The organism is Streptomyces parvulus (genome assembly GCF_014648855.1).
GTDB lineage: Bacteria > Actinomycetota > Actinomycetes > Streptomycetales > Streptomycetaceae > Streptomyces > Streptomyces parvulus.
The window spans coordinates 77917-96700 of sequence record NZ_BMRX01000010.1; the positions used below are offsets into that span (position 1 = coordinate 77917).

17 protein-coding genes are annotated in these 18784 nt (G+C 73.7%); 6 read left to right on the forward strand and 11 right to left on the reverse strand.

Annotation, left to right across the window (positions count from 1 at the left end; translation table 11 throughout):
* Positions 1 to 74: 74 nt before the first annotated feature.
* Both IE108_RS20605 and IE108_RS20610 read left to right on the forward strand, forming a co-directional pair.
* A complete protein-coding gene (locus IE108_RS20605; protein ID WP_064726874.1) occupies positions 75 to 836 on the forward strand; it encodes an SDR family oxidoreductase in 762 nt (253 codons plus the stop codon).
* A complete protein-coding gene (locus IE108_RS20610) occupies positions 833 to 1267 on the forward strand; it encodes a hypothetical protein (RefSeq protein ID WP_226486285.1) in 435 nt (144 codons plus the stop codon). The genes IE108_RS20605 and IE108_RS20610 overlap by 4 nt, the downstream gene beginning before the upstream one ends.
* A 19-nt stretch (positions 1268 to 1286) precedes the next feature.
* Here IE108_RS20610 and IE108_RS20615 read toward each other — a convergent pair whose 3' ends face one another.
* The gene (locus IE108_RS20615) at positions 1287 to 2474 is read right to left on the reverse strand and encodes an ROK family transcriptional regulator (protein ID WP_064726875.1); all 1188 of its coding nucleotides are present in this window, start codon (positions 2472 to 2474) and stop codon (positions 1287 to 1289) included.
* Positions 2475 to 2586: 112 nt separating this feature from the next.
* Here IE108_RS20615 and IE108_RS20620 point away from each other — a divergent pair, with 112 nt between their 5' ends.
* On the forward strand, positions 2587 to 3798 hold the full coding sequence (locus IE108_RS20620; RefSeq protein WP_064726876.1) for an MFS transporter: 1212 nt from the start codon (positions 2587 to 2589) through the stop codon (positions 3796 to 3798).
* A 126-nt stretch (positions 3799 to 3924) separates the two neighbouring features.
* Positions 3925 to 5331, forward strand: a complete 1407-nt coding sequence (locus IE108_RS20625) for a uracil-xanthine permease family protein (RefSeq protein ID WP_064726877.1) — start codon at positions 3925 to 3927, stop codon at positions 5329 to 5331.
* Between the two features lie 33 nt (positions 5332 to 5364).
* Here the strand turns inward: IE108_RS20625 and IE108_RS20630 are convergent, their stop codons facing one another.
* Positions 5365 to 6483 carry a glycoside hydrolase family 6 protein gene (locus tag IE108_RS20630; protein WP_064726878.1) on the reverse strand — a complete coding sequence of 373 codons (1119 nt, stop codon included), beginning with the start codon at positions 6481 to 6483 and terminating at the stop codon, positions 5365 to 5367.
* 171 nt (positions 6484 to 6654) lie between these two features.
* On the opposite strand from IE108_RS20630, the gene IE108_RS20635 reads away from it, so the two are divergent.
* Together IE108_RS20635 and IE108_RS20640 are read left to right on the forward strand one after the other, a co-directional pair.
* Positions 6655 to 7350 carry a DUF5995 family protein gene (locus IE108_RS20635; RefSeq protein ID WP_064726879.1) on the forward strand — a complete coding sequence of 232 codons (696 nt, stop codon included), beginning with the start codon at positions 6655 to 6657 and terminating at the stop codon, positions 7348 to 7350.
* A 103-nt stretch (positions 7351 to 7453) separates the two neighbouring features.
* Entirely contained in the window at positions 7454 to 8383 is a 930-nt protein-coding gene (locus IE108_RS20640) for an LLM class F420-dependent oxidoreductase (protein ID WP_064726880.1), read from the forward strand.
* 28 nt (positions 8384 to 8411) lie between these two features.
* Here the strand turns inward: IE108_RS20640 and IE108_RS20645 are convergent, their stop codons facing one another.
* The 9 genes from IE108_RS20645 to rpe form a co-directional block, all read right to left on the reverse strand.
* Complete coding sequence (locus tag IE108_RS20645) at positions 8412 to 10109, reverse strand: flavin monoamine oxidase family protein (protein WP_064726881.1); 1698 nt, start codon at positions 10107 to 10109, stop codon at positions 8412 to 8414.
* A 50-nt stretch (positions 10110 to 10159) separates the two neighbouring features.
* Positions 10160 to 10948 carry a carbon-nitrogen hydrolase family protein gene (locus IE108_RS20650; RefSeq protein ID WP_064726882.1) on the reverse strand — a complete coding sequence of 263 codons (789 nt, stop codon included), beginning with the start codon at positions 10946 to 10948 and terminating at the stop codon, positions 10160 to 10162.
* Positions 10949 to 11128: 180 nt separating this feature from the next.
* Entirely contained in the window at positions 11129 to 12373 is a 1245-nt protein-coding gene (locus IE108_RS20655) for an MFS transporter (RefSeq protein WP_064726883.1), read from the reverse strand.
* Positions 12374 to 12512: 139 nt separating this feature from the next.
* Positions 12513 to 12965: an Lrp/AsnC family transcriptional regulator gene (locus IE108_RS20660; RefSeq protein ID WP_064726884.1), complete on the reverse strand. Its 453-nt coding sequence runs from the start codon at positions 12963 to 12965 to the stop codon at positions 12513 to 12515.
* A gap of 15 nt (positions 12966 to 12980) precedes the next feature.
* Complete coding sequence (locus tag IE108_RS20665; RefSeq protein ID WP_064726885.1) at positions 12981 to 14471, reverse strand: amino acid permease; 1491 nt, start codon at positions 14469 to 14471, stop codon at positions 12981 to 12983.
* A 400-nt stretch (positions 14472 to 14871) separates the two neighbouring features.
* On the reverse strand, positions 14872 to 16314 hold the full coding sequence (locus IE108_RS20670; RefSeq protein ID WP_064731671.1) for a GuaB1 family IMP dehydrogenase-related protein: 1443 nt from the start codon (positions 16312 to 16314) through the stop codon (positions 14872 to 14874).
* Between the two features lie 108 nt (positions 16315 to 16422).
* Positions 16423 to 16776, reverse strand: coding sequence for a barstar family protein (locus tag IE108_RS20675; protein ID WP_064726886.1), 354 nt, complete (start codon positions 16774 to 16776; stop codon positions 16423 to 16425).
* 64 nt (positions 16777 to 16840) lie between these two features.
* Positions 16841 to 17884 (reverse strand): sugar-binding transcriptional regulator, encoded by a 1044-nt coding sequence (locus tag IE108_RS20680; protein WP_064726887.1) that lies wholly within the window; start codon positions 17882 to 17884, stop codon positions 16841 to 16843.
* A 77-nt stretch (positions 17885 to 17961) separates the two neighbouring features.
* Complete coding sequence (gene rpe / locus IE108_RS20685; protein ID WP_064726888.1) at positions 17962 to 18648, reverse strand: ribulose-phosphate 3-epimerase; 687 nt, start codon at positions 18646 to 18648, stop codon at positions 17962 to 17964.
* Between the last annotated feature and the right edge of the window lie 136 nt (positions 18649 to 18784).

Sequence of the window (18784 nt, forward strand, 5' to 3'; positions counted from 1 at the left end):
CTGCCTGGACACACTGGACGTGCCGAGGGGCGCTCCGTCCGGGAGCCCCGCGCGTCCGACAGGGGCTGAGCAGCATGACCGACATCCTCGTGACCGGCGGCACCGGCACCCTCGGCCGGCTCGTCACCGAGCGGCTGCGCGCGGACGGGCACGACGTGCGGGTGCTGAGCCGGCACAGCCGGCCGTACGCCGTCGACCTGCGGGAGGACGGCGGCGGGCTGGACGCCGCGCTGGGCGGCGTGGAGACGGTGGTGCACTGCGCGACCTCGCCGCGCGGTGACGAGCGGGCCGCCTCGAACCTCGTCGCGGCGGCGCGGCGGGCCGGGGTGGCGCACCTGGTCCACATCTCGATCGTCGGCGTCGACCGGGTGCCGCTCGGCTACTACCGGAGCAAGCTCGCGGCCGAGCGGGTGATCGAGGAGTCGGGGCTCGGGTGGACCCTGCTGCGGGCGACGCAGTTCCACGACCTGGTGGCACGGATGCTCCGGTCCCTGGCCAAGGCGCCTGTCCTGCCGCTGCCGGCCGGGGTCGGCGACCAGCCCGTGGAGGTGGCGGAGGTGGCCGGCCGGCTCGCCGGGCTGGCGGCCGGCGCGCCCGCCGGACGGGTGGCCGACCTGGGCGGCCCCGAGGTGCGGACCCTCGATTCGCTGGCCCGCGCCTACCTGCGCGCCACGGGACGCCGCCGGGCCGTGGTGAACGTGCCGCTGGCGGGGAAGACTTACCGCGCGTTCCGGGCCGGCGGGCACCTCGCGCCCGAACGGGCGGTCGGCACGGGGACGTTCGAGCAGTTCCTGACGGCGCGGTACGGCGGCGGGGAGGACGGGCGGCGCGGATGAGCGGACGCGCGGTACTGCGGGCGGGCCTCGGGCTGCTCGCCGGTACGCAGGTGGTGCTGGGACTGGCGGTGGTGCTGCTGCCCGCCCTGTTCTGGAAGTGGCCCTGGGTGTCGCACCTGCCGCCCTACAACGAGCATCTGCTCCAGGACTTCGGCGGTGCCAGTCTCGCGCTCGCCGTGGTGCTGTGCGCGGCGGTGGCGGCGATGGACCGGCGGCTGGTGCTGACGGCGCTGGTGGCCTATCTGGTGAACGCGGTCGTCCATCTCGTGTTCCACGCGCGGCATCTGGAGTCCCTGTCGGCCGCGAGCGCCGCCGGGTTCATGGCGCTGCTGGGGGCGGCGGTCCTGCTGCCCGCGGTCCTGCTGTGGCTGGCGGCGGACGGGACGGCCTTCCACGAGCCGCGAGCGAAGGCGCACGGGCCGGCCACCTGACCCCCCGGGGCGCGAGGTGCTACCGCTCGGGCGGGGCGAACAGCTCGTCCTGGGCCCGGTCGCGGGCCGTGAGCAGCGCACCGCGCAGGACGGCCCCGCCGCCCAGGGTGCTGGCGCGCACCTCGGTGGCGAGCGGTGACATCCGGGTCAGGCGCCGCTGGACCCGGGCGGCGAGGGCGTCGCCGCCCGCCCTGCCGATCTCGCCGGCCAGCACCAGGCAGCCGGGGTCGAGGACGGAGACCACGGCGGCGGCGCCGAGGACGATCCGGTCGGCCAGCGCGTCCAGGAACCGCTCGGCCTCCGGGCCCGCGCCGGCCACCGCCTCCCGCACCAGCGCGGCGGCGTGCGGTCCGGGCCCCGCGGGGGAGGCGGTCAGGCCGTGCTCCGCGGCGAGGGCGCTCACCGCCGCCGCCCCGGCGACGGAGTGGAAGCCGCCGTCGCAGTCGGTGGCCGAGGGCAGTCCCGTGGTCCCCGGCACCGGCATGAAGCCGATCTCACCCGCGCCGCCGGACACGCCCCGGCGCAGCGTCCCGTCGAGGACGACGGCGGCGCCGATCCCGAGCCCGAGCCACAGGAGCACGAAGGTGTCCCGGTCCCGGGCGGCTCCGTCGCGCTGCTCCGCCAGGGCGGCGAGGTTGGTCTCGTTCTCGACGCCGACCCGCGCCTCGGGGAACTTCTCCTGGAGCGCGGCCGTCAGCCGGCGGTGCCAGGCGGGCAGGCCGCCGGCGTCGCGGAGTTCCCCGCTGGCCGGGTCGATCAGGCCGGGCGCGCCGATGCCGACGGTGTGCAGCCGGTCGGCGCCGGCCTCCTTCGCCGCGCGCTCGACCAGGCCCACCGCCTGCTCCACCGCGGGCCCGGTGCCCGAGTCGTCGTCGATCGGCGCGGACGCCTCGGCGAGCACCCGGCCGAGCAGGTCGGAGACCAGCACGGTGACGCCCTCGGTGCGGACGTCCAGGGCGGCGAGGTGGGCCCGGTCGGCGACGATGCCGTAGAGCCTGGCGTTCGGCCCGCGGCGCTGCTCGCCCGACTCCCCCGCCACCTCGATCAGCCCGGCGGCGGCGAGGCGGTCGACGAGGTCGGCCACGGTGGGCCGGGACAGGCCGGTCAGCTGCTTCAACTGCCCTGCCGTCAACGGGCCCTGGCGCTGGAGCAGGTCGAGGGCGAGCCGGTCGTTGATGGCCCGGGCGGTGCTCGGGGATGCGGGCATGCCGGGATCCTTCCAGATCGGCGCGGCGGGAGTGCGCGCCGGTAATCCACTATCTATCAGGCAGGGTCCCTGATAGTTTACGCGGCGCAGTGACGCGACGGAGGGGTGGAGCATGAGCACAGTGGGCTACGGGCAACGCGAGGTGGCGCGGGCCCGGTACGCCGTGGCGGCCGTGTTCGCCGTGCACGGCGCCGTGACCGGGTCCTTCGCGACCCGCGTGCCGTGGATCCAGGACCACGCCGGGGTGAGCGCGGGCCAGCTGGGGCTGGCGCTCGCCTTCCCGGCGCTCGGCGCGTCCGTGGCGATGCCGCTGGCCGGCAGCGTCAGCCACCGCTTCGGCGCCCGCGCCGCCCTGCGCGGTCTGCTGGCCCTGTGGACGCTGGCGCTGGTGCTCCCCTCCCTGGCCCCTAACCTGCTCACGCTCTGCCTCGCCCTGTTCGTGTACGGCGCCACCGCGGGCATGTCGGACGTCGCGATGAACGCCCTCGGGGTGGAGATCGAGAACCGCCTCGACCGGTCGATCATGTCCGGCCTGCACGGCATGTGGAGCGCGGGTGCCCTCATCGGTTCCGCGGCCGGCACGATCGCCGCGCACCTGGGCGCCGACGCCCGGCTGCATCACGTGCTGGCCGCCGCCGTGCTGACCGTGGCGGGCCTGGTCGCCTGCTCCTGGGTGCTGGACCTCCAGCCCGCCGAGGACGAGGACCCGCCGCCGCGCTTCGCGCTGCCGCCCAGGTCGGCGCTGCTGATCGGCGCGGTCGGATTCTGCGCGGTCTTCGCGGAGGGGGCGAGCCTGGACTGGTCGGCGGTCTACCTGCGGGACGAGCTGGAGACGTCGGCGGGTCTGGCGGCGGCCTGCACGACCGGCTTCACGCTCACCATGGCGCTGGCCCGGCTGGCCGGCGACCGGGTCGTGGACCGCTTCGGCGCGGTCCGGGTGGTGCGGGTGAGCGGCGTACTGGCCACTCTCGGCGGTCTGCTCGTCGTGGTGGGCGGCCATCCGGCGGTGGCGATGGCCGGCTTCGCCCTGATGGGTCTCGGCATCGCCGTGGTCGTGCCGCTGTGCTTCGCCGCGGCGGGGCGCGCCGGCTCCAACCCGAGCCTGGCCATCGCGGGCGTCGCCACCATCACGTACACCTCGGGCCTGGTCGCGCCGAGCGCGATCGGCGGGCTGGCCCAGGCGACCAGCCTGGTGGTGTCGTTCGGCCTGGTGACCGTCCTGGCCTGCTGCCTGGTGGTGTTCGCCAAGGTGCTGCGGGTCGGCGACCGCGGCCGCCCGAAGATCGGTCCGACGAAGGCGGGCGTGCCCGACCGGCGGGCCTGAGGCGCGGCCAGGACCACGGCACACCGGGAAGGCGCTGGTCAGCGGGGGGCGCGGGACGTGAGCGGGTCCGGTACCCGTGACAATGGTCCGGACAGACCTCACGTACAGAGAAAGCGAAACCTCACCATGGACCTCGGCGTGCGCTGGAAGCTGCACGGGGACGGGAAGACCCCCGCCCCCGGAGCGGTGGTCCGCCCGGACGAACGGCTCTCCTGGCCCCGCACGGCCGGGCTCGGCGCCCAGCACGTGGTGGCCATGTTCGGGGCGTCCTTCGTGGCCCCGGTCCTGATGGGCCTGGACCCGAACCTGGCGATCATGATGTCGGGCGTGGCGACCGTCATCTTCCTGCTCGCCACCCGCGGCCGGGTCCCCAGCTACCTCGGCTGCTCGCTCTCCTTCGTCGGCGTCGCCGCGGTGATCCGGGCGCAGGGCGGCACCAGCGCCACCGTGACCGGCGCGGTCCTGGTGGTCGGCGCCGCGCTCTTCCTGGTGGGCCTCGCCGTGCAGCGGTTCGGGGCGCGGATCATCCACATCGCCATGCCGCCGGTCGTCACCGGAGCGGTCGTGATGCTGATCGGGTTCAACCTGGCACCGGTCACCGCGTCCACCTACTGGCCGCAGGACCAGTGGACGGCGCTGCTGGTGATGCTGTTCACCGGTCTGGCCGTGGTCTGCCTGCGGGGTTTCTGGTCCCGGATCGCGATCTTCCTCGGGCTGGTCTTCGGCTACGTCCTGTCGTGGGTGCTCGACCTGATCTTCGGGAAGATCCACTCGGTGGACGGCAGCGGCAAGGTCACCGACCACTGGCGGCTGGACCTGTCCGCCGTGGGGCACGCCGACTGGGTCGGCCTGCCGTCCTTCCACGGGCCGAGCTTCGAGTGGTCGGCGATCCTGGTGGCCCTGCCGGTGGTGATCGCGCTGGTCGCGGAGAACGCCGGGCACGTCAAGGCGGTCGGCGAGATGACCGGGGAGACGCTCGACGACAAGCTGGGCACCGCGATCTCCGCGGACGGCATCGGCTCGATGTTGTCCACCGCGGTGGGCGGCCCGCCCAACACCACCTACTCCGAGAACATCGGCGTGATGGCCGCGACCCGGGTCTACTCGACGGCCGCGTACTGGGCCGCCGCCGGGTTCGCGCTCCTGTTCGGCCTCTGTCCCAAGTTCGGCGCGGTCGTGGCCGCCATCCCGGGCGGTGTCCTCGGCGGCATCACGGTCATCCTCTACGGCATGATCGGCCTGCTCGGCGCCCAGATCTGGGTGAACGCGAAGGTCGACCTGCGCAATCCGCTGAACCTGGTACCGGCCGCCGCGGGCATCATCATCGGCGTCGGCAACGTCAGCATGGAGTTCACCGACACCTTCTCGCTCAGCGGCATCGCGCTCGGCACCCTGGTCGTCATCACCGGCTACCACGCGCTGCGGGCCTTCGCCCCGGCCCACCTCAAGACGCAGCAGCCGCTGCTGGACGAGGGCACGTCCTCGTACGACGCGAAGGGCGACGGCGACAGGGGTCCGCGGGCCGGCGCCTAGGCGTTCCCGTCGCGTGGCGGTCCGTGCGCGGTCTCAGCGCGCCAGTTCGTAGGCGTACGACGGCGTGAAGGTGCCCGGCCTCCCCCGGCAGCCGTCGGACTCTCCGGGCAGTTTGACCCACAGGTAGGCGTCCACGCGTGCGGCACCGGTGTCCAGGGTCGGCGCGCGCCCGAGCTTGCGGCCGGCCGGGTCGCACCACTCGCCGTCGGGCGGGGCGCCGTTGCCGTTGCGGCTGGTGTCGATGACGGCGCCTAGGTCCGCCGGGCCGCCGAGGGCGTCGAGGACGGCGCGGTCGTGGGCGATCTCGTCGGCGGTGGCGTGGAAGTTGGAGACGTTGCTGAAGACGCCGTCCGAGGAGTCGGGCGAGGCGGCGCCGGCCCGCTTCAGCCAGGCCGCCTGCCGGGCGGGCGCGTGCCATCCGGAGTGGCCCGCGTCGAAGTAGACCCGCGCGGCGGGATCGGCGTCCTTCAGCACCCGGCCGGCCCGGGCCAGGGAGGCGAAGCGGTCGGCCCGCTCCGCCGGGGACAGGCAGTCGGCCTGCGCGACGGAGTCGGGCTCCAGGATCACGATGACCTCCCCGGAGCCGAGCCCCGCCGCGAACCGGTCGATCCAGGCGTCGTAGGCGTCCAGGTCCGGCGCGCCGCCCTGGGAGTGGCCGCCGCAGTCGCGGGCGGGTATCGCGTACGGCACGAGGACCGGCACCCGGCCCCGCGCGGCGCCCTCGGAGGTGACGGCGCGGACCCGGGCGGTGATCGTGGCGGGCGTGTGGTCGGCGAACCAGACGGCGGCCGGACGGCCGGCGACGCGGGACGCGATGACGTCCCGGCGCGGATCGCCGGGGTGGGTCCGAACCCAGTCGAGGACCTGGGACTCGGGATGCCGGTAGAGGCGGCCGGCGGGTTCGGCGGGACGGGACGGCTCCGTGCGGGCCGGTGCGGGCGTGCCGCTCGCCGCGCGCACCGGGGGCGCTGCCGAGGTCCGGGCCGGAGCGGGCGCCGGCGTGGACGGCTCGGCGGGCGGCGGCTGCGGCCGGGGCGTGCGCGTCACGGCCGGGCGGGCCTCGTCGGCGGAACCGCCCCCGTCGTCGCCGAACGAGGTCAGCATGCCGGTCGCGGCCCCCACGGCGACGACGACGGACGCGGCCGCCGCCATCACGCCCCGGGCGGCGCGTCCGCGCCCGGCCCGGCGGGCGGTCCGGCGCCGGGCACGGTGGCCTGACACGTACGGTTCCCCCTCCCCCGCGCGGCGGGCGCGTTCCCCCGTTCTGGGGAAGCGCCTGGCCCGCCGGCACTGCCGTCACCCTAAAGCTGGGACGCTGCCGCCATGGCCCACTGCGAGCAAGTACCGACCGCCGTCCGGACGGTGGACTCGGTGCTGACCCGGATGCGCGCCCTCGACGCGGCCCTGCCCCACCGGGACGGGGTGGCGGTCTTCAACCGCGTCTACCTCGCCGTCACCGAGGCGGTCGACCGGCACATCGAGGACGGCCGGTTCGCGGACCCCCGCGCGGCGATCGCGCTGGACGTGCGGTTCGCGGAGCGCTTCCTGGACGCCGTGGACGCGGCGGACCGGGACCGCCGTCCGCCCGCGTGCTGGCGGCCCGTGTTCCAGTTCCGCCGCCATCCCGGCGTACGTCCGCTGCAGTTCGCGCTGGCGGGCATCAACGCGCACATCGGCCACGACCTCGCGCTGGCGGTGGTGGACACCTGCCGTACGCTCGGCTGCGAACCCGTCGACCTGGAGGACGAGTTCGACCGCGTGGGCGATCTCCTCGTCTCGCTGGAGGAGCGCGTCCGCGACGAGCTGATGCCGGGTCCCGACCTCCTCCAGATCGCCGACCCGCTGACCCACCTGCTGGGCTCCTGGAGCCTGGACCGCGCCCGCGAGGCCACCTGGACGGCGGCCCGCGCCCTGTGGGCGCTGCGCCGGCTGCCGGACGTCGCCGGGGAGTTCACCGAACGGCTGGACGCGGCGGTCGGCTTCGCCGGGCGCATGCTGCTCACCCCGCTGCCCGACTGACCCGGCCGCCGGGCCGGGTGCGCACGGGGGCAACCCCAGGGCGTTCGTTGTACGTTGCAAGCATGCGCGGCATCGCACTCCGACTGCGAAGGAGCACCCCGGCATGACGATCCGGCTCGGACTCGGCCTCCCCCAGATGCGCCAGTACGACATCGGCAAGGACGTCCCCGACGTCGCCCGCGCCGCGGAGCGGATGGGCTACGACAGTCTCTGGGTCTTCGAACGGGCCCTGTTCCCCGAACCCGCCACCCAGGGGCTGTACGGCATCGAGGGCCTGCCCTGGCCGGACGGCTACCGCTCCGTCGCCGAACCGCTGGTCACCCTGACGCTCGCCGCCGCGGCCACCGAGCGGGCGGAACTGGGCTCCAGCGTCCTGGTGGCCCCGCTGCACGTGCCGTTCCAGCTGGCCAGGACGCTGGCCACGCTCGACGCGGCCAGCGGCGGCCGGGTGGTCGCGGGCTTCGGCACGGGCTGGTCCCACGACGAGTACGCGGCGGCCTCCGTGCGGCCGTTCGCCGAGCGCGGCGCCGCCCTGGACGAGCTGATCGGGGTGTGCCGGGCCGTCTGGGGCCCGGATCCGGTGGTCTACGACGGCCACGTCACCCGGATCGCGTCGGCCGTGGTCGGTCCCAAGCCCGCCCGCCCGATCCCCATCCTGCTGGCCGCCGGCAGCGGCAGGGCCCGGCGCCGCCTGGTCGACCACGCCGACGGCTGGCTGCCCACCGGCGTCGGCGCCGACGCGGTGGCATCGCAGTGGCGGCAGCTGCGCGAACTGGCCGACGAGCGCGGACGCACCGCGCCGATCCGGACCTCGCTGCGGGTCAACGCCCGCTGCACCCCGGCGACCGACGAGAGCGCCCGGCGCCGCCCGTTCCACGGCAGCGTCGACCAGATCGTGGCGGACCTCGCCGAGTACACCGGCCTCGGCCTCGACGAGATCCTGCTCGACCTCCAGAGCACCCTGCGGGACGCCGAGGAGCTGAAGGACGTCGCCGCCCAGGTGTACGAGAAGGCCAGGGCGGCCGGCGTCTGAACGGACCCGGCCGGGACCGCCCGGTGGATCAGTCCTCGGGCAGCTCCACCGGCGCGATCTCGTCGTACACGTCGCCCGGGCCGGGGTTGGTGGCGTCGGTCTCCCCGCCGAAGTGGTGCATGACGCCCCACACGGCGTTCAGCGCCGTCTGGACCGCGCCCTCGGCCCAGCCCGCCGTCCAGGAGATGTCGTCGCCGGCGAGGAAGATGCCGCGCTTGTCCTCGGGCAGCTCCTCCTGCATGAAGTGCGTGAACAGGCGGCGCTGGTAGCGGTAGTGGCCCGGGAGGTTGGCCTTGAACGCGCCCATGAAGTAGGGCTCGTTCTCCCAGGAGACCGTCGCCGGATTGCCGATGACGTGCTTGCGGATGTCGACCTTCGGATAGATCTCGCCGAGCGACTTCAGCATGACCTCCATCCGCTCGTTCGCGGACAGCGGCAGCCACTTCAGGCTGTCGTCGCACCAGGTGTAGGAGAGGCAGATGACGGCGGGCTTGTCCGGGCCGTCGTCCAGGAGGTAGGTGCCGCGGGTCATGCGGTCGGTGAGCGTCATCGACATGACGTCCCGGCCGGTCTCCTCGTCCTTGTCCAGCCAGAAGGGGCGGTCGACGGGAATGAAGAGCTTGGACGACTCCATGTAGTGGGTCCGCTCGATCGCGGTCCAGTGGTCGATCGGGAAGAGCGAGTCGTCGCAGGCGATCTTGGAGAGCAGCATCCAGGACTGGGCGGTGAAGATCGCCGCCCGGTACGTGCGGATGTCGCCGTCGGCGTCCGTCACCGTGATCCGGTTGCCCGCGGTGCGGTTCAGCCGGGTCACCGCCGGGCGCGGCTCGCCGCCCGCGTGCAGGGACGCGAGCGAGGTGCCCTGCGGCCAGTGGACGATCTTCTCCGGCTCGCGCTCCCACAGCCGCGTGGGCAGCTGCTGGGAACCGCCGACGATGCCGCGGTGGTGGTCGTCGGCCTCGGTGTAGACGACCCGAAGGATCTCCAGGATGGAGTTCGGGAAATCGGTGTCCCAGCCGCCGGTGCCGAAGCCGACCTGGCCGAAGATCTCGCGGTGCCGGAAGGACTTGAAGGCGTCCGAGTCGCAGAGGAAGCCGTAGAAGGTCTGGTTGTCGAACTTCTCGACGAGCTTCGACCAGATCTCGCGGATGCGCGGGACGTCGCGCTCGCGCAGGGCGCGGTTCATGTCGGAGAAGTCGGCGCCCTCTTCGAGGCACTTCGCCCAGGCGTCGGCCACGTCCCGGTAGACCTGCGGGAGGTCGTCGAGCGTCTCGGCGTAGTGCGACTCGCCCTTGAGGTCGACGACGGTGGAGGGCGTCGCCTCGGCGAGCGGGTTGGGGAAGGGGGTGGTCCGCAGCCCGACCAGGTCGATGTAGTGCTGGAGAGCGGTGGAGGACGGCGGGAAGCGCATCGCGCCCATCTCGGCGGTCAGCGACTCGTCGCAGCCGTCGAAGCCCACGGTCCGCAGCCGGCCGCCTATCTTGTCGGCCTCGTAGACGACGGGCTTGAGGCCCATCTTCATCAGCTCGTAGGCCGCGACGATGCCGGACAGTCCGCCGCCGACGACCGCGACCTCGGCGCCGTGCTCGGTGGCCGGGACCTGGCCGAGCCCCGCGGGGTGGGCGAGGAAGTCGTCGTACGCGTACGGGAAGTCCGGCCCGAACATGGTGATCGGCGGCTGCTGCTCGTCTGCGTGCTCGACGGCGTTGGGCACGGTGGACGTCATGGGGTACGGACTCCTTGCGGGGGTGGAACGGAGGGGATGGCCGCGGGGGTTCAGACGAGGGACCCGTAGAGACCGGGGCGGCGGTCGCGCAGGTACGGGTTGTGCTCGCGGGACGCGGCGAGGAGGGCCGGGTCGACATCGCCGAGGACCAGTTCCTCGGCGCGGCCGGCCCGCGCGCGGGCGGTGCCGTCGGGCCCGGCGAGGGTGGAGAGGCCGACGAACTCGAACTCCCCCTCCCGGCCGACGCGGTTGACGTACGCCACGTACATCTGGTTCTCGAAGGCCCGCACCGGGACGACCGACTCGGCGACGAACTGGAAGGGGTGCATCTGCGCGGTCGGCACCAGCAGCAGGTCGGTGCCGGCCAGGGCATGGGCGCGGACGTTCTCCGGGAACTCCACGTCGTAGCAGATCATCAGGCCGACGGTGACGCCGTCGAGCCGGGCCTGTACGACCGGCCGCTCGCCCGGCGTGAAGTGGTCGCGCTCGAAGCAGCCGAAGAGGTGGGTCTTGCGGTAGTTGGCGAGGCGGGTGCCGTCGGCGGAGATCAGCTGGACGGAGTTGAAGACCCGCTCACCGTCCCGCTCCGGGTAGCCGTAGGCGACGGCGAGGCCGTGGCGTCCGGCGATCTCCGCGACGGCGTCGGCCGAGTCGCCGTCGGCGGGCTCGGCCAGGACGCCGACGTCGTCGCCGATGGCGTACCCGGTGAGGAACAGCTCGGAGGTGACCAGCAGCCCCGCGCCCGCGGCGGCGGCCCGGCCGGCGGCCTCGTCGAGGACCTTGAGGTTCTCGGCGGTGGATCCGGGCCGGCCGGAGCTCTGGAGCAGGGCGGTGCGCATGCGTGTTCCTCACCGGTGGGAGGGGGGTCGGGGGGCCAGATAGACGGTACGGTCGGCGGACTCGGCCGGACAAGACGGACCTGTTGCGCACCGGCGAGCGGTTCGTTGCGTCCGTCGGGCGCGACGCGGAGATTCGTTGTGCGCACCACGCACCGGCGGCTTCGCACCGGCCCCCGGCCCTCACCGGCCCCGCTCCTCCAGGGCTTCGGGTGCCTCCGGACGGCGTGCCGCCCGCCGCGGCCTGGCCCGGGCAGCGCCGGACAGGACCAGCGCCGTCAGCAGGTACGGCACCGCGGCCACGGCGAAGGCGGTGCCGTACCCCGTCGCCGTGGCCACCGTGGCGACCGCGCCGTAGGTGGCGAGGGTGCCCAGCTCGCTGCCCAGACCCGCGACGGAGGTGAGCGTGGCCCGCCCGGTGTCGTCGATGCGCCGCTGGAGCCGCGCGTCGGCCAGCACGGTCGCCAGCTGGAATCCCCCGAAGGCGAGCGCGACCAGGACCAGGGCGCCCGGCGTCCCCATGGCGGCGCCCACCGCCAGGGCCAGCGCGGAACCGGCGAGCAGGGCGGCGAACCCGGTGCTGGTCAGGCGCTCGGCGGCACCGGCCAGCAGGCTGCCGGCGGTGGCGCCGGCCCAGATCACCAGCAGCAGCCAGGGGACCGTCTCCTCCGCGACGCCGGTGTCCAGCGCCAGCAGCGGCGTGTACTCGTCGAGCGCGCCCCACACGGCGGTCACGGCCGGCACCAGCAGCAACGCGCCGCGCACGGAGCGGTCGGCGCGTGCCCCGGCGAGGCCGGCGCGCAGGGTGGCCGTCCAGCCCGCCGAGCCGGCGGACGGTTCGCGGTGCTCGGGGAAGCGTGTCGCCACGGCGGCGCCGACGAGGCAGATCAGCACGCTCGCCGCGCCCACCGCGTCGTAGCCGCCCCAGGCGAACACCGGACCGGCCAGGCCCATCGCGGCCATCGTCGCGGCGATGCCGATGGCCCGCGCCCGGCCCATGACCCCGGCGTACCGGCCGGCCGCGCCGGCCCGGTCCAGTTCGTCGTAGACCAGCGCCTCCTGCGCGCCGGAGCCGAGGGCGCCGCCGGCACCCCACAGCACGAAGCCGAGCGCGAAGGCGCCGTAGGAGGGCACGAGCACCCACAGGGCGAACCCGGCGGCGGTGAACAGCGGGCCGAGGACCAGGAGCAGCCGCCGGGAGACGGCGTCGGCCCAGGCGCCGGAGGGCACCTCCAGCAGGACACCGGTCAGCGACCACAGGGCGAACAGTGAGGAGATCTGCCAGACCGACAGACCGGTGTCGCTGAACAGCAGCGCGTACACCGGGTACAGCAGGACGAACTCGTCGCAGAACGCCGAGGCGTACAGCGTGCGCGTCAGCCGCCGGGTGCCGGCGGGGGCGTGGGCACGCCCGGGTGAGAGAGTCATGAGGCCTTCCCGAGGGGGCGGATCGGACACCGGGGGTACGGCGTCCGGGGCGGCCCTCGGGGGGAGGCGCTGCGGGAGAATCAATGTCGCCAGGTCATGCCACCGATGCTAGACGGCGGCCGCCGTCCTGCCCACCGGGTTACGCGGGCGAGCCCGACGAGAAGCGGCGCAGCAGCGGGGAGAGCACCAGCACGGACTTGGTCCGCTCCACGAAGGGCTCGCCCGCGATCCGCTCCAGGACCCGCTCGAAGTGCCGCATGTCGGAGGCGAAGACCTGGGCGACCGCGTCCGCGTCCCCGGTGACGGTGGACGCGGCCACGACCTCCTGGTAGCGCTCCAGGCCCCGCTGGATGGTCTCCGGCGAGGTGTTGCGGCGGCAGAAGATCTCGACGAACCCCTCGGTCTCCCAGCCGAGCGCGGCGGGGTCGACCCGCACGGTGAAGCCGGTGATGGCACCGGTGGCGCGCAGCCGGTCCACGCGCCGCTTCACGGCGGGCGCGGACAGACCGACCGACTGCCCGATGTCCGCGTAGGAGCGGCGGGCGTCCTCGGCGAGGGCGTGCACGATGCGTTCGTCGAGTTCGTTCAGCACTGCGGGTGGTTCACTTCACTTCTGGTGCGTCCGGGCCCCGGAGGTGTCCGGCGTGGCGAGTCGGGAGCGGCGTTGGCCGTACACGAAGTAGAACACGAGCCCCGCCGCCATCCAGACACCGAAGACCACCCAGGTGACGGTGGACAGGCTGCCCATCATCCAGACGCAGAAGCCGAAGCCCAGGGCGGGCAGGACCGGCGACAGCGGGACCCGGAAGGTGCGCCGCATGTCCGGGCGGGTCCGGCGCAGCACCACGACGGCGACGTTGACCAGGGCGAAGGCGAAGAGGGTGCCGATGCTGGTGGCGTCGGCGAGCTGCCCGAGCGGGATGGCGGCGGCCAGGACGCCGCAGAACAGGGAGACGATCACGGTGTTGGCGCGGGGCGCGCCGGTCTTCGGGTGGACGCGGGAGAAGACCTTGGGCACGAGTCCGTCGCGGGACATGGCGAACAGGACGCGGGTCTGGCCGTAGAGCACGGTCAGCACGACGCTGGCGATGGCGACGACCGCGCAGAAGGCCAGCAGGGTGCCCCAGAAGCTCTGCCCGGTGACGTCGGTCATGATCTGGGCGAGGGAGGCCTCGGAGTCGGTGAAGTTCCGCCAGGGCTTCGCGCCGACGGCGACGGCCGCGACGAGGACGTACAGCACCGTGACGATGATCAGGGAGAGCATGATCGCGCGGGGCAGGTCGCGCTGGGCGTTCTTCGCCTCCTCGCCGGCGGTGGAGGCGGCGTCGAAGCCGATGTAGGAGAAGAAGAGGGTCGCGCCGGCCGCGCTGACGCCGGCCATGCCGAGCGGCATGAAGTGCTCGTAGTTGCCGGAGCGGAAGCCCATGACGCCGATCGCGCAGAACAGCACCAGGGCCGCGATCTTGACGACGACCATGATCGTGTTGGCCCGCGCGGACTCCCGGGCGCCGCCCAGCAGGAAGGTCATGGCGAGCAGGACGACGATCAGCGCGGGCAGGTTGAAGATGCCGCCGTCGCCGGGGGGCGCGGACAGCGCGGCGGGGAGGGTGACGCCGATGGTGCCGTCGAGCAGCTCGTTCAGGTACTCGCCCCAGCCGACGGCGACGGCGGCCACCGACACGCCGTACTCCAGGATCAGGCACCAGCCGCAGATCCAGGCGACCAGCTCGCCCAGGGTGGCGTAGGCGTACGAGTAGGAGGAGCCGGCGACCGGGATGGTGCCGGCCAGTTCGGCGTAGGAGAGGGCCGAGAAGAGCGCCGTGAGGCCGGCGATGACGAAGGACAGCGTGACGGCCGGGCCGGCCTTGGGGACGGCCTCGCCGAGGACGACGAAGATGCCGGTGCCGAGGGTGGCGCCGATGCTGATCATCGTGAGCTGCCAGAGGCCGAGGGAGCGGCGGAGGCTGCCTCCCTCACCCTGGCCGCCCTCGGCGACGAGCCGTTCGACGGGCTTGCGGCGCACGAGGCGCGCGGCCAGGCCCGGGGACGTGGGGGCGGCCGTTGCGTCGTGGTGCGGGGGTGCGCCTTGGTCGAGCACGCGTTGACTCCTTTGTCGCTTCCGGTCGGCGCCGCCGCGGTGAGCGGACGGGCTCGGGGCGGGGCCTGGGAGCGGCGGGGACCGGCGGGCGCGCTCGTGCCGAACGAACGGGAACCCACCGAGCGGGGTCCCCGCCACGCCACGTACAGCGCAGAACACTACGAGCGGGGCGCTGCCCGGGTAATGCAGCAACCTTGCGCGTCGGAGCACGATCGTTGCGTTCGCCGGGGCAGGGCGCGTGTTCGTTGCGCGGAGGCCGCGGGGCGTTGCGCGGAAGGTCCGGCGGAGGGTGGATCGGCGCTGGTCGGCGGGCATGCGGAGCGCCGCGGGGAGGCGCCGCGGACGACGCGGCCCCGGCGTCCTCGCGAGGGGACGGCCGGGGCCGTGGGGGCGGGGGCGATCAGCTCCAGCTGGCGTGCAGGGGCTTGCCCTCGGCGTAGCCGGCGGCGCTCTGGATGCCGACGATGGCCTTCTCGGCGAACTCCTCGAGGGAGTTGGCGCCCGCGTAGGTGCAGGAGGAGCGGACGCCCGCGATGATCGAGTCGATCAGGTCCTCGACGCCGGGGCGGGCCGGGTCCAGGAACATGCGGGAGGTGGAGATGCCCTCCTCGAACAGCCCCTTGCGGGCCCGGTCGTAGGCGGACTCCTCGGAGGTGCGGTTGCGCACCGCGCGGGCGGAGGCCATGCCGAACGACTCCTTGTAGGCGCGCCCGTTGGCGTCGTGCTGGAGGTCGCCCGGGGACTCGTAGGTGCCCGCGAACCAGGAGCCGACCATCACGTTGGAGGCGCCGGCCGCAAGGGCCATGGCGACGTCGCGCGGGTGGCGGATGCCGCCGTCGGCCCACACGTGCTTGCCGTACTTCTTCGCCTCGGCGGCGCACTCCAGGACGGCGGAGAACTGCGGCCGGCCGACGCCGGTCATCATGCGGGTGGTGCACATCGCGCCGGGGCCCACGCCGACCTTGACGATGTCCGCGCCGGCCTCGATCAGGTCGCGCACGCCCTCGGCGGAGACGATGTTGCCCGCGACGACCGGGACCTGCGGGTCGAGGGCGCGGACCACCTTGACCGCGCTGATCATCGACTCCTGGTGCCCGTGGGCGGTGTCGATGACGAGCGTGTCCACGCCGGCGTCGAGGAGCTGCTTGGCCTTGCCGGCGACGTCGCCGTTGATGCCGACGGCGGCGGCGATGCGGAGCCTGCCCCGGTCGTCGGTCGCCGGGGTGTAGAGCGTGGCGCGCAGGGCGCCCCTGCGGGTGAGGATGCCGGCGAGGCGGCCGTCCTTGTCGACAGCGGGCGCGTAGCGCCGGTTGGCCGCGTCGAGGGTGTTGAAGGCCTCACGGGGGTCGAGGTCGGCGTCGATGAGGATCAGGTCCTTGGACATGACCTCCTCGAGCTGGGTGAAGCGGTCCACACCGGTCAGGTCGGCGTCGGTCACCACGCCGACCGGCTTGCCGTCCTCGTCGACGACGACGCCCGCGTTGTGCGCGCGCTTGGGCAGCAGGGCCAGCGCGTCGGCGACGGTCTGGTGCGGGGCCAGCACGATCGGGGTGTCCAGCACGTGGTGGCGGCTCTTCACCCAGGTGACGACGTCGGTGACGACCTCGATCGGGATGTCCTGCGGGATGACCACGAGGCCGCCGCGCCGGGCCACCGTCTCGGCCATCCGGCGGCCGGCGATGGCGGTCATGTTGGCGACGACCAGCGGGATGGTGGTGCCCGTGCCGTCCGGGGAACCGAGGTCCACGCCCTGCCGGGAGCCGACGGCGCTGCGGCTCGGCACCATGAAAACGTCGTCGTACGTCAGGTCGTACGAGGGCTGGATGTCATTCAGGAAACGCACGTGCTGCACATCCCAGTCGATCAGAGGTGGCCCCCGGACAGGTCAGCCAGGGGGAAAGAGCACGTACTTCATTCTCCCACGGCACGGCGCCCGCAACCCCCGGGCAGATCATCCAGGCTGGTCAGGGGCTTCCTTGGAGGAAGCTCCAGGGCCGAGCGTGACGAAGAGGCCCGGCCCCCGGTCGGTGGCCTCGGCGAAGACCTCCTCGGCCACGCTCCACTCGTCCGGCCGCGCCTCGGCGTACGCCCGCCAGCCCCGCACCAGGAGCACCAGCCCCCGGTCCCGGGCCTCGTCCGGCCAGACGGAGGGGTCGGAGAGGGAGTCGGCGAGCGCGTCCCAGTTGCGGCCGAACCAGTCGGGCAGCGCCAGGTCACGGGCGCAGCGGTCCATCAGGCCCGCCTTGTCCGTGACCCCGTCGAGGTCCAGCGTGACCACGAGCCGCCCCGCGGGGTCCTCGGTCATCTCGCGCTCCCCTTCGTCCTGCTTCGCCCTGGTCGCCCGGTCGCCCTGGTCGCCTGATCGCCCGTCAGACCCCGTCCGGGTCCGTCCGGTTGAGCGTCGACTTGGGCGCCGAACCCGCCGTCATCAGGTAGTCGGCGGCCGACGTGTCCGTCACCAGGCTGGTGACCAGACCCGAACGCAGCACCGCGTCGATGGCCGCGGCCTTGCGCTGCCCGCCCGCGATCGCCACCACCTCGGGGATGCGGCGGAGCTGGTCGGCCTTGACCGTGATGCACCGCTCCCCCAGGTCCCGCCCGACCCGGCGCCCCTCGGCGTCGAAGAGGTGCGCGGACATCTCGGCGGCGACCCCGAGCGAGGCGTAGTGCGCGCGCTCCTCGTCGCTGAGCATGTCGTGCACCGTCGAGATGCCGGGCTCCCAGGAGCCGATGGAGACGCAGGCGACCGTGACCTTGTCGAAGTACTCGAAGGCACGCGCGATCCCGGTCTGGTGGCGCAGCGCCTGTGCGGTGGCCGCGTCCGGCAGGAGCATCGGCGCGTAGATGGGGTGGGCGTCGCCGCCGGACACCTGGGCGGCGCGCCGCACGGCCTCGACCGATCCGCGCTCCGCGGTCCCGGCGTCGTACACGCCCGTCAGCTGCACCACGGTGCACGGCGGCAGCCGGTCGAGCGCCGCCGCCATGTGGATGGTGGAGCGGCCCCAGGCCAGGCCCAGCACGTCGCCCTCGGTGACCAGCTCGCCGAGCAGGTCGGCGGCCACCTCGCCCAGGTTCTCCGGGTCGGGCGTCTCCTCGGCGTCGGCCGGGGACTCCACCACGACGGCGTGCCTGAGCCCGTAGCGGGCCCGGAGGGCGTCCGAGCGCTCGGCGTCGAGCTCGGCGGGCACCCGGATCTCGATGCGGACCAGGTCCCGCTCCAGGGCGGTCTCCAGGACCCTGGCCACCTTGAAGCGGCTGACGCCGAACTCCTCCGCGATCTGGATCTTGGATTTGCCCTCAAGGTAGAAGCGGCGGGCCATGGCCGCCGCCTGGACCAGCTCAGCGGGTCCCATCCGCATGGCTGAACGGCCCGCCGACATACCCGACACGGCGATCTCCTCACTGCTGTTCACACTCTGGACTCGCCGTTCATCCTTGCAGATTCGGCGCGCATGATCTGCCCTGATGGGAGCCGTTCACGTTCTGTTCCTCAGTGGTCGCAGGACCAGGACGCCCCGGCGGTCGCCGCCTCGGCCTGCGTGCGCAGTGCACGTACCGCCTCGGCCGGGTCCGACGCCCCGTAGACGGCGGATCCCGCGACGAAGACGTCCGCGCCGGCGTCGGCGCACCGCTCGATGGTCGACGCCGACACCCCGCCGTCGACCTGGAGCCACAGCTCCAGACCGTGCTTCCTGATCAGCTCACGGGTGCGGCGGATCTTCGGAAGCATGATGTCGAGGAACGCCTGCCCGCCGAAGCCCGGTTCAACCGTCATGATCAGCAGCATGTCGAGTTCGGGGAGCAGGTCCTCGTACGGCTCGATCGGCGTGGCGGGCTTGAGCGCCATGGACGCGCGGGCCCCCTTGGCGCGGATCTCCCGGGCGAGCCGCACCGGCGCGGCCGCCGCCTCGACGTGGAAGGTGACGGAACCGGCCCCGGCCTCCACGTACTGCGGCGCCCAGCGGTCGGGGGCGTCGATCATCAGGTGGCAGTCCAGCGGGGTGTCGGTCGCCCGGGCCAGCGACTCCACGACCGGCACGCCGAGCGTGAGGTTCGGGACGAAGTGGTTGTCCATGACGTCGACGTGGAGCCAGTCGGCTCCGGCGACCGCCTCGGCCTCGTCCGCGAGGCGGGCGAAGTCGGCGGAGAGGATGCTGGGATTGATCTGCGCGGCCATGTCCTAAGCCTGCCATGCCCTCCGGGGGTGGGGCCGGATGGGTCCCGGGGGACGCGGGCTGCTCGCCGGGTGCCGGGGGGGGACGGGGTTGCTCGCGCGGTTCCCCGCGCCTCTGACGGGGCGCGTCGGAATCGTC

What these genes read in the sequence shown, in the direction of transcription:
- IE108_RS20605 (WP_064726874.1), top strand. Translation starts at nt 75, where the DNA reads ATGACCGACATCCTCGTGACCGGCGGCACCGGCACCCTCGGCCGGCTC.
- IE108_RS20610 (WP_226486285.1), top strand. Translation starts at nt 833, where the DNA reads ATGAGCGGACGCGCGGTACTGCGGGCGGGCCTCGGGCTGCTCGCCGGT.
- IE108_RS20615 (WP_064726875.1), bottom strand. Translation starts at nt 2,474, where the DNA reads ATGCCCGCATCCCCGAGCACCGCCCGGGCCATCAACGACCGGCTCGCC.
- IE108_RS20620 (WP_064726876.1), top strand. Translation starts at nt 2,587, where the DNA reads ATGAGCACAGTGGGCTACGGGCAACGCGAGGTGGCGCGGGCCCGGTAC.
- IE108_RS20625 (WP_064726877.1), top strand. Translation starts at nt 3,925, where the DNA reads ATGGACCTCGGCGTGCGCTGGAAGCTGCACGGGGACGGGAAGACCCCC.
- IE108_RS20630 (WP_064726878.1), bottom strand. Translation starts at nt 6,483, where the DNA reads ATGGCGGCGGCCGCGTCCGTCGTCGTCGCCGTGGGGGCCGCGACCGGC.
- IE108_RS20635 (WP_064726879.1), top strand. Translation starts at nt 6,655, where the DNA reads ATGGCCCACTGCGAGCAAGTACCGACCGCCGTCCGGACGGTGGACTCG.
- IE108_RS20640 (WP_064726880.1), top strand. Translation starts at nt 7,454, where the DNA reads ATGACGATCCGGCTCGGACTCGGCCTCCCCCAGATGCGCCAGTACGAC.
- IE108_RS20645 (WP_064726881.1), bottom strand. Translation starts at nt 10,109, where the DNA reads ATGACGTCCACCGTGCCCAACGCCGTCGAGCACGCAGACGAGCAGCAG.
- IE108_RS20650 (WP_064726882.1), bottom strand. Translation starts at nt 10,948, where the DNA reads ATGCGCACCGCCCTGCTCCAGAGCTCCGGCCGGCCCGGATCCACCGCC.
- IE108_RS20655 (WP_064726883.1), bottom strand. Translation starts at nt 12,373, where the DNA reads ATGACTCTCTCACCCGGGCGTGCCCACGCCCCCGCCGGCACCCGGCGG.
- IE108_RS20675 (WP_064726886.1), bottom strand. Translation starts at nt 16,776, where the DNA reads ATGACCGAGGACCCCGCGGGGCGGCTCGTGGTCACGCTGGACCTCGAC.
- rpe (WP_064726888.1), bottom strand. Translation starts at nt 18,648, where the DNA reads ATGGCCGCGCAGATCAATCCCAGCATCCTCTCCGCCGACTTCGCCCGC.